The organism is Acinetobacter sp. 12966 (genome assembly GCF_031196995.1).
GTDB lineage: Bacteria > Pseudomonadota > Gammaproteobacteria > Pseudomonadales > Moraxellaceae > Acinetobacter > Acinetobacter geminorum.
In genome coordinates, this window is sequence record NZ_JAVIMC010000059.1 from 101,746 (window position 1) to 114,539 (window position 12,794).

Genomic DNA, 12,794 nt, shown 5'->3' on the forward strand with positions numbered 1-12,794 from the left:
TTTACTCACTATTTTTATTTTGTATGAAAAGCAGCTTCTTACTGCTAGTGCTTGTTTAGCCAGTCCCTAATAGGAAAGACTTAATAATTAAATGGCAGTTCACCTCCCTGATCATGGACCGTTTCAAAAGTTCGCAATCTTAATTGTTCTTGTGATGAGTTAAATTGTTGTTGGCGTAATTGTTGTATGGCTTGGCTTTTAGCACTATCACTCATGTTACTTTTAATAATTTCATCTCGCCCACTTAGGTAGCTTGTGACCCTTTGTTGCCAAGCATTCCGTTGCGTATCTAAAGTTTCTAGCCTTTGAGTTGCTTCAGCTCCAACGAGTGCTGTACGCATTTGTCTAAGCTCTTCTGCTGAACCATGGCGTGCTTTAATTTGTTTGGTCAGTGCATGTAAGTCATCAAGTTTAGAAAGTTCTTGTAGGTTTTGCTGCCAGTCTTCAGGAAGTTCTTCGAAACGTTCTTTAAGCTTTTGAGCCTTTTCAATTTCGCTTAAAGAAGAGTCCTCAAGTATTTGCATACGATCTAGCGTGTAGTTCTGATAGATATCTTCAGTTGAGAAGAGCCCTTCAATTTCAGCGGCCGAAAAGAAACGTTTTCTTAGATCTTGAATTGAATTAAAGATTTTTTGAAAATAATTTTTATCTTGTTGTTTTGATGGAGGTGTTTGGATTTGAGCAAGCTGTTCACGGTATTTTAAGTAGCGGGTCCATAAATCCAGAATCTGTGAGCGAGCGGGCTCTAAATATTTTCCCTGAATAAATTGTCCAAAGTGATTTTTAATTTGCTCTAAATCATTTTCTCCATATTGGGTAATAAAATATTCAAAGCAGTCACGTGTTTGACTATTAACGACCAAATGTTGGGAACTATCAATTTTTAACTGACAGTTAACTTCAGTATCTTGCTGACTTTTACTATGGTAAGCATCTGCATTTAGCGATGAATGATTTGTAGGTGGAATAGATGCTAAGCTTTTAGCTTCGTTCTGATTTAGTTGAGTCGATGTATTTTTTGATTCTGGGCTTAGCCAATATACACATGCAATGAGGCTCAAAATAAAAAATCCGAGCACACACCACAATACCTTCTTCTGCATCCCTTGCATAAAGATATCTTCCTTAAGTTTTAATTTGTTGTTTTTTTACTCGTTCATTAATGTGCCATAAAATAAGTGAAAAGGCACCTAAATATTGTGAAAATATCTTGCCGAATTTGCTAACATGTCGGCACTTTTTTCTAGCTTTGTGTTCCAGTAAAAATGACGACAAAAAATCAAAAAATTTCTCGTCGCCATATCAGTGGTGTATTTCTATTAAATAAACCATTAGGCTTAAGTTCAAATGCCGCTTTGCAAAAAGTGCGTTGGTTATATCGCGCCCAAAAAGCAGGCCATACTGGAGCGTTAGACCCCTTGGCGACAGGTTTGCTCCCGATTTGTTTGGGAGAGGCGACCAAGTTCTCACATTATTTGCTGGACTCAACAAAGCGTTATCAAACCACTGTTCGATTGGGACAGACCACTACAACAGGTGATGTGGAAGGGGAGATTTTACAAGAGCGTCCTATTCCGGTGCTTAGCCAAGAACTTATTGAACAAACTTTAGAAAAGTTTAGAGGCGATATTCAACAAGTTCCACCCATGTATTCGGCTTTGAAAAAAGAAGGTAAGCCGTTATATGAGTTGGCGAGAAAAGGTATTGAGATTGAGCGTGAAGCGCGTCCAGTCACGATTTATGCTTTAGAGCTTATTGAGTTTACCGAAAATAGTATCACTCTGGATGTAACCTGTTCTAAAGGGACATACATCCGTGTATTAGGTGAAGATATTGGTGAAGCACTTGGTTGTGGTGGGCATTTAACGATGCTAAACCGGACTCAAACAGGACATTTTGAGCTTATACCGAGTTATACCATTGAATATCTGGAAAGTTTAACAGAAGAGCAAAGAGAAGCTTTGCTACTTCCAGTTTATGCTCCAGTTGACCATTTCTTAAAAATTCAGGTTCCAGAAGGGCGTGAAAAATATTTTTGCAACGGTTTAGAAAGCAATATTGAGCATTCTGCAGAAGCAGAAGTTTTGGTGTTTTCGGGTGAGCGCTGTTTAGGTTTGGCCGAGATTACCGATAAAAAACGGTTGGTACCTAAGCGTATCTTAAATTTGTAGTAGATGTAGAGTATAGAGCATGGGCATGGAATGGGATGTTATCCTTAGTTTGATCTTTTTTGCGTTTACTGCAGGAGCAATTGATGCTGCTGTAGGCGGCGGTGGACTCATCCAGATTCCCGGGATCATGAGCACTTTTCCTAACATGTCGACTGCTACGGTGATTGGTACCAATAAAGTCTCATCCATTTTTGGTACTGCATCGGCGGCTTATACATTTGCTAAAAAAGTAAAGTTGCAATGGAAGCTTCTAGCAGTTATTGCCATTTGTGCCTTGATTAGTTCTTTTGCCGGCGCGGCATGCTTATCACTTATTCCTCAATCTGTCTTGCGTCCTTTCGTTTTCGTAATGTTGATTGTGATTGCGATTTATACCCTAGTTAAAAAGAACTTCGGTCAAGTTCATACCGAGCAAAAAATTACCACGAAAATGTTAATTTTAGCTGGTATCGGTAGTTTGGCGATTGGTTTTTACGATGGTATTTTTGGGCCGGGTACAGGTAGTTTCTTTATTTTCTTCTTTATCCGTTTTTTACAAGTTGATTTCTTGCATGCTTCAGCTTTGTCAAAAATCGGTAATTTTATGACTAACTTAGCTGCGCTGAGTTTCCTCATCCCAACTGGTCACGCTATTTTACATATTGGTTTAATGATGGCAGCGGCTAACGTACTTGGTTCTATTGTTGGGGTACGTACCGCGCTTAAGTACGGTAGTGGTTTTGTGCGTATTATCTTTTTAATCTTGGTGAGTATTCTGATTTGCCGTTTGGGCTATCAAATGTTTGTTACGGGTTAAATAAGATTGAAAGTATGAGCTGTCCCTAAAATGCAGTTCATACTTTTTTGTATCATTTTAAGCTAGAAATATAAAAATCATTACAGAAATTTACTAGAAAGAAAACTGTGTAAAAAATAGTCTCATTTTAAGCTACTTAAACATTATAAATTTCAACGTATGATAAACCTTGAAATAAAAAAGATTTTTTAGCTAAAAAATGAGGAAGAGAATGAATATTTTCGAAGCATTAAGAGAAAGCCATGAAAATCAACGTAACCTTTCTGAACAACTCATTCAGACACACGGTTTAACCGAAGAAAGAAAAGAATTATTTGAAGCATTAAAAAATGAACTTTATGCCCATTCAGTTGCCGAAGACCGTTACCTCTATATTCCTTTAATGTTTGATGATGTCGGTTTAGATATTACGAGACATGCTTTATCTGAACATCATGAAATGGATGAGTTGGTCGAACAACTTGAAAAAACCGATATGAGTAGCCCGAGCTGGTTAGCAACCGCTAAACAGTTGAGTGAAAAAGTCCATCATCATTTAAAAGAAGAAGAACATAAATTTTTCCAGCAAGCCGGAAAAATTCTTAAAGACAGCGAAAAAGAAACGCTGGGTAATAAATATTTAAAGGAATATAAAAAGTATAAAAAACAGCAGTAGAGTAAACCTATGCAGCCTTTTTAGTACTTCTTAAAGTAACACCAATAGAGGCCAGCATTACGCAAGCCAAAGCCACCCATTGCAGCATGCTGATTTCTTCGTGAAGCAATAAGAAACCCGTTAATGCTGCCAATGCTGGTGCTAAACTCGTTAGAGTCCCGTAAGTTAATTTATTAAGTTGTTTGAGAGCCATTAAATCGAGTGCATATGGAATTGCAGTCGCTAACACCGCAATAAGTAAGGCTTTGCCCCAGTACTGTGTTTCAACTAATGCAGGAGCATTGTGCCAGATTCCAATTGGCAATAAGGCAAGTGCAGATACACCGATCCCAATCGTTAATGCATGCATCCCGATATTTTGGGTCACAACTTTATGACCGAAATAGATATAGAAAGCCCAGCAAAGACCAGCACCTAGCGCACATGCTGCACCTACATACGAGAAATGGTGTTGAATAGGGTTTTGCCAAGGTACCATGAGTGCAATGCCTAACATGGCAAGTGCTACCCAAATGTAGTCGCTCTTTTGTTTAATAGAAAGAAGCGCAAGACCCAATGGACCAATAAACTCTAATCCAACAGCAATACCTTGGGGTAATTTTCCAAGTGAGGTATAAAATAGGATATTCATTAAGCCTAAAGAAGCGCAGTACATCAATAAATCACGCCATTTTAAATAGGGTAAGCGTGACCAGATTTTCCAAGAGCGAAACATGATCGCGACGATGACTGTTGCAAAGCTCAGCCTTAAAATTGTAACGGTGAGAGGGTCTAATGTTGCAATGAGCTGTTTGGCAAATGAAGCGCTGATTTGATACGAAACCATCGACAAAATCATATACAGCACAGCAATAATTGGAAGATTTTGCATGGAAAATACTCTAGCGCTTCATCTGATGTCTAAAAATAATGGTGGATAATTATAACGAATACTATGTTTTAGCTGGCAGATTTCATTAAATTAACTTGCGGCTTTTTCACGTTCTTGGCGAGCTTTTTGGGTGGTTACGGTACAACCAACAGAGGCAGTGATAATGGTTGTAAGTGCTAGCCATTGATTCCATAAAAGATATTCACCCAAGAAGATAAATCCAGATAGTGCTGCAACTGCGGGCTCTAGGCTCATCAATGTTCCAAAGCTTAGAGGTGTCAAATTGCGCAGTGCTAACATTTCTAAAGAGAATGGAAGAGCACTGGCTAAAATGGCCAAACCAATAAAATAAAAAAGATAGGGAAGTTCTATAACTTGTGCAATTGAGCCTGAAAAAAAGGTAATGGGTAATAAGATGCATGCACCTACACTCATTCCTAAACACACCGTATGATTACCTGAAATACCAGAAGGTTTCTGGCCGGCAATAATATAAAGCGCCCAACAAGACCCTGCACTAATTGCAAATAAAACGCCGATCCAATCTAAGCTATGAGCCTGATTGAAAGGGAAAAGTAAAATCAGCCCAATAATTGCGAAGCTCACCCAAACAAAATCATATTTTTGACGTGCGTGGTATAACGCTACACTTAAAGGGCCAATAAATTCAAAAGCAACCGCAATTCCAATTGGTAAGCGTTCGATCGATAGATAAAATAAGGCGTTCATGCCTGCAAGCGCAAATCCATAAGCTAAAATTGCTTTCCAGCGGACCTGACTAAAATTAATTCGCCAAATTTGAAAAATAATGGCAAGAATAATTGCACCTAAACATAGCCGCATTGCAGAAACAGTGAGTACAGGAAAGTTCTGAAATAAAATTTTAGCTAAAGATGCGCTACTTTGAACGCTTAACATAGCAAGAATAAGAAAACCCAAAGCATGTAGCTGAGATTTCTGGTTTAAAGTGGACATTTTATTATTTGATCAATTGGTATACTTTTCACATGATAATGTAAATGCCCATAAAAAAGCCACAGACAATGCTGTGGCTTTTGAATTTACAGTTCGTATTAGAACAATACGCGCACGCGAATTGTACCTTCAACTTCATGCAACATATCTAAAGCTTCTTGAGAAGCAGAAGCGTCAACATCCATAACGAGGTAACCGATGTCACCTTTAGTCATAAGTGACTGACCAGAAATGTTGATGCCTTGTTCAGCAAACAAGTTGTTGATTTTAGACAATACACCTGGCACGTTTTTGTGGATGTGCAATAAACGGTGTTGACCAGCTGTCAATGGTAATGCGATTTCCGGGAAGTTCACCGCAGAAAGTGTCATACCTTTGTCAGAGTAAGCAACAAATTTCTCTGCAACTTCTAAACCAATGTTTGCTTGCGCTTCCATGGTTGAACCACCAACGTGAGGAGTTAAAATCACGTTGTCTAAGCCGCGAAGTGGAGACTGGAATTCTTCACCATTTGCTTTTGGTTCTTTCGGGAATACGTCAACCGCTGCACCAGCAATATGACCAGACTTGATTGCATCAGCTAAATCTTCAATCACTACACATGTACCACGTGCAGCATTTAAGAAGATCGCGCCTTCTTTCATTTTCGCAAATTGTTCTTTAGTGAAGAAGTTGCGTGTAGAGGGAACATCTGGCACATGCAACGTTACAACATCTGCAGTTGCTAAAAGTTCATCTAAAGAACCAACTTGGCGAGCATTACCCATTGGTAATTTGGTTACTGCATCATAATAAATAACATGCATACCCATGCTTTCAGCAAGAACTGAAAGTTGAGAACCGATGGAACCGTAACCCACAATACCTAAAGTTTTGCCACGAGTTTCAAAAGAACCGACAGCAGACTTGTCCCAACCACCACGATGACAAGCCGCCGATTTTTCAGGAACACGGCGAAGAAGAAGAATCGTTTCAGCAAGTACAAGCTCTGCAACCGAACGCGTATTTGAATACGGTGCGTTGAATACAGGAATACCACGTGCCATTGCTGCTTTAAGATCAACTTGGTTTGTTCCGATACAGAAACAACCTACTGCGATCAATTTGTTTGCAGCTTCGAAAACTTCTTCAGTCAATTGGGTACGCGAACGAATACCAATAAAGTGAGCATCTTTAATTGCATCTTTAAGTGCTTCGCCTTCAAGAGCAGTTTTACGATAGTCAATATTGGTGTAACCCGCAGCGTTTAAAGTATCGACTGCGTTTTGGTGAACGCCTTCTAACAAAAGGAAACGGATTTTATCTTTAGGTAGTGAAAGATGTTGGCTCATTACGGCTCCGCTACAAAGGCCAAATTTGGTGGCGGTATAATAACATACTGGGCAGCGCTATAGATATTTCGTTTATACCATCGCCTTATGGCAATTTTATCTATGTCTAATCACTTCTGTTTATGGCTTGTCGAGCATTTTAAAATATGCTTGGTAGGGGGATAAATGTGATTTTTCTCTAAAAGCCCCATAGAAAGCATTTATTTACGTTAAACATGTTTTGTAGTGACAGTATCTCTATTCTGAACTTTATCGCTTGCGCGGATACATGTAGAATATAGGAGTTCCTTGAACATTATGGCTTTGCTCAGGTGAGAACCTTGAGAATTATGAGGTCATAGTCCCACCACAGTTTACTTCTTGCTAGGTCTGCAAACGATGAATGCTCCAGTCGCTTTAACACCTGAGTTACTCACCCAATTAACAGCAATTGTCGGTGAAAACCGTATTAAAACTGATGCTGATAGTCTCGAAAACTGGGGTAAAGATCATACCAAGCATTTTAATCCGAACCCATCGGTCATCGTTTTTCCTTCAACGACTGAACAAGTTCAGGCGGTTGTTAAGCTTGCGAACCAGTTTAATGTTGCGATTACACCGTCAGGTGGTCGTACTGGTCTCTCTGCTGGTGCGGTAGCAACCAATGGTGAAATTGTCATTAGCATGGACAAAATGAACCAAATTCTTGAGTTCTTCCCGGCAGACCGCATGGTTCGAGTGCAAGCTGGTGTTGTGACTGAGCAATTGCAGAATTATGCAGAAGAACAAGGCATGTATTATCCGGTGGACTTTGCGTCAGCGGGTTCTAGTCAGATTGGCGGTAATATCGGAACAAATGCCGGCGGTATTAAAGTCATTAAATATGGCATGACACGTAACTGGGTACTTGGCTTAACCGTAGTGACTGGTAAAGGTGACATCCTGCGTTTAAACAAAGGTATGGTTAAAAATGCAACTGGTTATGCATTACAGCATTTGTTTATTGGTGGTGAGGGTACGTTAGGTTTAGTGACCGAAGCTGAAATTAAACTTGAGCGTCAACCACAAAACTTACAAGTTTTAGTTTTAGGTGTTCCTGATTTTGATGCGGTAATGCCTGTATTACATGCTTTCCAAAAAGACATCGACTTAACTGCATTTGAGTTCTTTGGTGAACTTGCAATGCAAAAAGTTTTAGATCATGGACATGTACAACGCCCATTTGAAACTCAATGTCCGTTCTATGTATTACTTGAGTTTGAAGCACCATATGATCCGATTCTCGATAAAGCAATGGAAATCTTCGAGCATTGTATGGAGCAGGGTTGGGTACTTGATGGTGTAATGAGCCAGAGCCTTGACCAAGTAGAAAGCTTATGGCGTTTACGCGAAGATATTTCTGAATCAATCGCGCCGTTTATTCCATATAAAAATGATATCTCAGTATTAATTACTCACGTACCTGCATTTATTCGTGAAATTGACGCGATTGTTCAAGAAAACTATCCAGACTTTGAAATTTGCTGGTTCGGCCATATTGGTGACGGTAACTTGCACTTAAATATTTTAAAACCTGAAAACTTAACCAAAGATGAGTTCTTTGCGAAGTGTCAGGTAGTAAATAAATATGTGTTCGATACCGTTAAAAAATACGACGGTTCAATCTCTGCTGAACATGGTGTAGGCATGACGAAAAAGCCATATTTGGAATATTCACGTTCGCCTGAAGAAATTGAATATATGAAAGCTTTGAAGAAAGTATTTGACCCGAATGGTTTGATGAACCCAGGTAAATTGTTTGATCTTTAAATTAGATCTATTTTGTAGGACTACATAGTTTCTACAGAGTAACCGACAAAGCCATAGCATCATAAAGCTATGGCTTTTGTTTTTGGTGATAAAAATGCAACGTTTATTTTTAATTTCAGCGCTTTGTGCTGGGCTTTTCACTGGGTGTGCGACGACCAGTAAATTAATTCCTTTTGTGGGTTCGGAAACTCCGATGCAACAAGTACTTAAAGCCCAGCCTGAGATCGTAAAAGAGCACAATAATACCTCAGTTCAGCAAGTATTTAACCGAGTAGAATCTCCAACAGTTTCCCGTATTACCGTTATCCAAACAGGTTTAATGGATGATTCTGTTTCTGCAATCCGAACAGAATATTCATTTAAATTGGTTGATGAAAAGTGGCAATTGCAAAATAAGCAAAAGAGCTATCAATGCGCGAGAGGGAAAGGCTCTAGAGGTTTTCAAACCCAGCTTTGCTCTTAAAAATAAAAAAGACGATAAATATATCGTCTTTTTTTATAGTCTAAATTATACGCCGCTTTCTAAAATTTTAATTTTGACGTCAACGACATCATCTTTGACTGCTTCATGATGCGCTTGCATATGAGGCGTTGCTAAATGCGTTTCAAGATGGGCAACACTTTCCCATTTTTCCAACATCACAATAATGTCTGGGTCTTTGTTTTGGAAGCTTGCATTTGAGATGTGGTCAACTAAAGGTTCATAACCATGACAACCATCTTCTGCTAAAACAGTTGGAATGATTTTTTGAAAGGCATCCAATACGTTCTGGCGATGCTGTCCACCCGATTTAGTACGAATTTCCGCAATAATGGTTAGCATGGATTTCTCCTTATTAGACTGCTGCAAATACAGTATTTAAGTGTGCTTTATATTCTTCAACATAACTATCAACGTCAGGCATTTTAATCACGTCATTTACAATAAATGTCGGAAGGGTGCTCATGCCTAAGAACTGATTGGCTTTATGAAATGGTAAATAAACACCATCTACACCTACGCCGTGGAAGAATTGATCTGCATCTTCAAATGCTTCCATTGGAGCATTCCAAGTCAATGACAGCATATATTTTTTGTCATGAATTAGACCACCTGAACCATATTTTTTTGAGGCATCAGAACGGCTACGCCCATCACTTGCATAAAGTGAACCATGACCAGTGGTAAAGACATCATCAATGTACTTTTTGACTGTCCAAGGTGCGCCCATCCACCAGCCTGGCATTTGATAAATAACAACATCTGCCCATAAGTATTTTTCAACTTCACTTTCAGCATCATAATTGCTGTCTGCACGGGTGACTTGGACTTCATGGCCGAGTTCCGTGAGATGTGTGGTTGCTAGGGTGGTTAATGTGTCATTTAATTCACCATTTGAGTGGGCAAATTGTTTAGCGCCATTAATCACTAAAATCTTACTCATGGAGGTTGCTCTCATTAAATTCCTGTATTTGACGCATACTCTATGAGATTTACTGTTGTAGAAAAATGCATGAATAGGAAAAATATTGTTGATAAAAAATCAATAATTATTGTGGACTTTTTATTGAAAATTAATCTATCTCATTAATATCAATAAATTTATGCCTATTTACAAAGCTCAAAAGGAAAAAGTGGCCTATTATCTTTAGCATTAATTTTGAGTAAATAGAGGGGAAGAGTGATGAAAAAGAATGGTTTGTTGATTATTTTCAGCCTAAGTATATTAACTGCTTGTGCTCCACCTCAAAATTCTTCTGCTCAACTCGCTGATACTCCTATACAGGCTGTATTACTCGATCAACCTGATCTTTTAAATAATGCAAGCAATTTAGATATTTCACAGCAAATGAATGCTTCGGATGATCCTTCCAATGCGCAAGTTACTATTTTGCAAACAGAGCCTAGTCCAGATGCGGTGTCGAAAACACGTACTGAATATTTATTAAAACGAGATCAGCAAATCTGGAAAATTGTGAATAAAAAACAAAGCTATCAATGTACAAAAGGAGAGGAAATCACAGACTTTCAAGTTAACCCCTGTCCATAATGCTTAATTTTTTATCGAATATGTGGATAACTTTGAGTTTGTGCACAACCATAATTTGCAGGCCTTTTTGTGTAAAAAACTAAAATTTAAGCTTCTTGAAATTGCATGATTGCTGATCAATTTAAAAAGTGCTATTGTTGCGCTCGGCAATTGTGCCAATTGGTAAAAATTACCGAATCTCACGCCATATATTTTTTCTCGTTTTAGACACCTTGTGAATACGGTGTTTCACACTCTAAACATGCACTCTCACGGCATATAAAAACTTAACTAAAGATTGATTGACCATACATGTCATCGTCATGACTACATCTTATTTTATAGGTAGTCCTACAGACATATGGCCGCTATTTTGAAGTGTACAACTCATGAAAAATATTCAAACGACAACGTTGAACCGTACAACGTTGATGTTTCCTTTGGCCTTAGTGCTATTTGAATTTGCGGTTTATATTGGTAATGACTTGATTCAGCCAGCCATGTTGGCAATTACTGAAGACTTTGGTGTAAGTGCAACTTGGGCACCGTCTTCGATGTCATTTTATTTATTAGGTGGCGCATCTGTTGCATGGTTACTTGGTCCTTTGTCGGACCGTCTCGGACGTAAAAAAGTACTATTAGCTGGAGTTTTATTCTTTGCTCTATGCTGTTTTTTAATTTTACTTACGACGCAAATCGAGCAATTTCTAGCTTTAAGATTTTTGCAGGGAATTGGCTTAACCGTAATTTCAGCAGTTGGATATGCGGCTATTCAAGAAAGCTTTGCTGAACGTGATGCGATTAAAGTCATGGCACTCATGGCAAATATCTCATTACTTGCACCCTTGCTAGGACCTGTACTTGGCGCTTTCTTAATTGATTATGTGTCTTGGCACTGGGGCTTTGTCGCCATCGCAGTATTGGCATTACTCAGTTGGATCGGATTGAAAAAACAGATGCCAAGCCAGCAAGTCAGTGTAACCAAGCAACCTTTTAGTTATCTTTTTGATGATTTTAAAAAGGTGTTTACCAACCGCCGGTTTTTAGGTTTAAGCCTTGCATTACCTTTAGTGGGTATGCCTTTAATGCTATGGATTGCTTTGTCTCCAATCATTTTAGTAGATGAGTTAAAGCTCACTAGTGTGCAATATGGCTTAGCTCAATTTCCCGTATTTTTGGGTTTGATTATAGGCAACATTGTCTTAATCAAAATTATTGACCGTTTGTCCTTAGGTAAAACTGTCATGATGGGTTTACCGATTATGCTCACTGGTACACTTATTTTAATATTAGGTGTGGTGTGGCAAACCTATCTCATACCTTGTTTGCTTACAGGCATGACACTAATTTGTTTTGGTGAAGGGATTAGTTTCTCGGTCTTGTATCGTTTTGCACTCATGTCATCTGAGGTATCAAAAGGAACAGTTGCAGCAGCAGTTTCAATGTTACTTATGATGAGCTTCTTTGCAATGATTGAGCTTATACGTTATCTCTATACACAATTTCATTTATGGGCTTTTGCATTATCTGCATTTACCTTTATTGCTCTTTGGTTTAGCCAACCGCGAAGTGCTTTGAAGCAGGAAATGAAAGAAAGACTGCAACAAGGCAACAATTAAATAAAAAATACCGGAAGTGATATTCCGGTATTTTTTTTATTCTTGTAACATTTTTTCCATTTCTTCACGGTCTGCTTCATAGGTACAACCTAACAGTACCATTGGTTTTTTTCCTTTCATTTCTGATAAGTTCAAATTATGGTAAAAAGTAACCGAATCTGAAGTGGCTGGTTCTGTTTTAATTGTACGTACCCCTCTAAACAGAGGCAGCATTGTAAAATCAGGATGTTGTGGGATATCAAATTTCTTTGAAAGTTGCTGAACATTTACATTACGAAAAACAGCAGTTATACCTTGACCAGCCAAAGCAACTTCGTTTGTCTTTAAGCCAAATAGCTCAATAGGTTGATTGGTTTTATACAAATAAATGAAAGGTTGGTCTGAATCTTCAACTCTTTTAAAGCCAAGCGCTGTTAAGTTCTCGTCATATTCGGAACCAAAATCTGAATAGGTTGCGTAATCAGATTGACACTCGATAATCTTTTTTAAATCATTCCTTTCAAACGCATAAGAATTATTACTAAGCATTATTAAAATCAAAGAAAGAATCGAAGGAGTTTTTGGGAAATGCATTTTTAT

General features: G+C 38.4%; 14 protein-coding genes. 7 read left to right on the forward strand and 7 right to left on the reverse strand.

What is annotated here, in order from left to right:
* Positions 1-80: 80 nt before the first annotated feature.
* On the reverse strand, positions 81-1,112 hold the full coding sequence (locus RFW85_RS09055) for a lipase secretion chaperone (protein WP_309171442.1): 1,032 nt from the start codon (positions 1,110-1,112) through the stop codon (positions 81-83).
* A gap of 153 nt (positions 1,113-1,265) precedes the next feature.
* Between RFW85_RS09055 and truB the strand changes: the two genes are divergently transcribed.
* The 3 genes from truB (at position 1,266) to RFW85_RS09070 (ending at position 3,622) form a co-directional block, all read left to right on the forward strand.
* Positions 1,266-2,171 carry a tRNA pseudouridine(55) synthase TruB gene (gene truB, locus RFW85_RS09060; protein ID WP_002116937.1) on the forward strand — a complete coding sequence of 302 codons (906 nt, stop codon included), beginning with the start codon at positions 1,266-1,268 and terminating at the stop codon, positions 2,169-2,171.
* Between the two features lie 19 nt (positions 2,172-2,190).
* Positions 2,191-2,967 carry a TSUP family transporter gene (locus RFW85_RS09065; RefSeq protein ID WP_000525218.1) on the forward strand — a complete coding sequence of 259 codons (777 nt, stop codon included), beginning with the start codon at positions 2,191-2,193 and terminating at the stop codon, positions 2,965-2,967.
* A gap of 211 nt (positions 2,968-3,178) precedes the next feature.
* Positions 3,179-3,622, forward strand: coding sequence for a hemerythrin domain-containing protein (locus RFW85_RS09070; RefSeq protein WP_170249165.1), 444 nt, complete (start codon positions 3,179-3,181; stop codon positions 3,620-3,622).
* 7 nt (positions 3,623-3,629) lie between these two features.
* On the opposite strand, the gene RFW85_RS09075 is transcribed toward RFW85_RS09070, so the two are convergent.
* From RFW85_RS09075 to serA, 3 genes are all read right to left on the reverse strand, one after another.
* Positions 3,630-4,493, reverse strand: a complete 864-nt coding sequence (locus RFW85_RS09075; protein ID WP_309171443.1) for an EamA family transporter — start codon at positions 4,491-4,493, stop codon at positions 3,630-3,632.
* A gap of 90 nt (positions 4,494-4,583) precedes the next feature.
* Positions 4,584-5,468 carry an EamA family transporter gene (locus RFW85_RS09080; protein ID WP_309171444.1) on the reverse strand — a complete coding sequence of 295 codons (885 nt, stop codon included), beginning with the start codon at positions 5,466-5,468 and terminating at the stop codon, positions 4,584-4,586.
* A gap of 98 nt (positions 5,469-5,566) precedes the next feature.
* Positions 5,567-6,799 carry a phosphoglycerate dehydrogenase gene (serA, locus tag RFW85_RS09085; protein WP_309171445.1) on the reverse strand — a complete coding sequence of 411 codons (1,233 nt, stop codon included), beginning with the start codon at positions 6,797-6,799 and terminating at the stop codon, positions 5,567-5,569.
* Between the two features lie 378 nt (positions 6,800-7,177).
* On the opposite strand from serA, the gene RFW85_RS09090 reads away from it, so the two are divergent.
* Positions 7,178-8,587 (forward strand): FAD-binding oxidoreductase, encoded by a 1,410-nt coding sequence (locus RFW85_RS09090; RefSeq protein ID WP_309171446.1) that lies wholly within the window; start codon positions 7,178-7,180, stop codon positions 8,585-8,587.
* A 94-nt stretch (positions 8,588-8,681) separates the two neighbouring features.
* The gene (locus tag RFW85_RS09095) at positions 8,682-9,050 is read left to right on the forward strand and encodes a hypothetical protein (RefSeq protein ID WP_017400479.1); all 369 of its coding nucleotides are present in this window, start codon (positions 8,682-8,684) and stop codon (positions 9,048-9,050) included.
* Positions 9,051-9,095: 45 nt separating this feature from the next.
* Here RFW85_RS09095 and RFW85_RS09100 read toward each other — a convergent pair whose 3' ends face one another.
* Positions 9,096-9,410, reverse strand: coding sequence for a putative quinol monooxygenase (locus RFW85_RS09100; RefSeq protein ID WP_170249162.1), 315 nt, complete (start codon positions 9,408-9,410; stop codon positions 9,096-9,098).
* Positions 9,411-9,423: 13 nt separating this feature from the next.
* Positions 9,424-10,011 (reverse strand): NAD(P)H-dependent oxidoreductase, encoded by a 588-nt coding sequence (locus RFW85_RS09105; protein ID WP_309171447.1) that lies wholly within the window; start codon positions 10,009-10,011, stop codon positions 9,424-9,426.
* 237 nt (positions 10,012-10,248) lie between these two features.
* Between RFW85_RS09105 and RFW85_RS09110 the strand changes: the two genes are divergently transcribed.
* Complete coding sequence (locus tag RFW85_RS09110) at positions 10,249-10,617, forward strand: hypothetical protein (protein ID WP_309171448.1); 369 nt, start codon at positions 10,249-10,251, stop codon at positions 10,615-10,617.
* Positions 10,618-10,985: 368 nt separating this feature from the next.
* Positions 10,986-12,215 (forward strand): MFS transporter, encoded by a 1,230-nt coding sequence (locus tag RFW85_RS09115; protein ID WP_309171449.1) that lies wholly within the window; start codon positions 10,986-10,988, stop codon positions 12,213-12,215.
* A gap of 36 nt (positions 12,216-12,251) precedes the next feature.
* Here RFW85_RS09115 and RFW85_RS09120 read toward each other — a convergent pair whose 3' ends face one another.
* Positions 12,252-12,788, reverse strand: a complete 537-nt coding sequence (locus tag RFW85_RS09120) for a hypothetical protein (protein WP_309171450.1) — start codon at positions 12,786-12,788, stop codon at positions 12,252-12,254.
* Between the last annotated feature and the right edge of the window lie 6 nt (positions 12,789-12,794).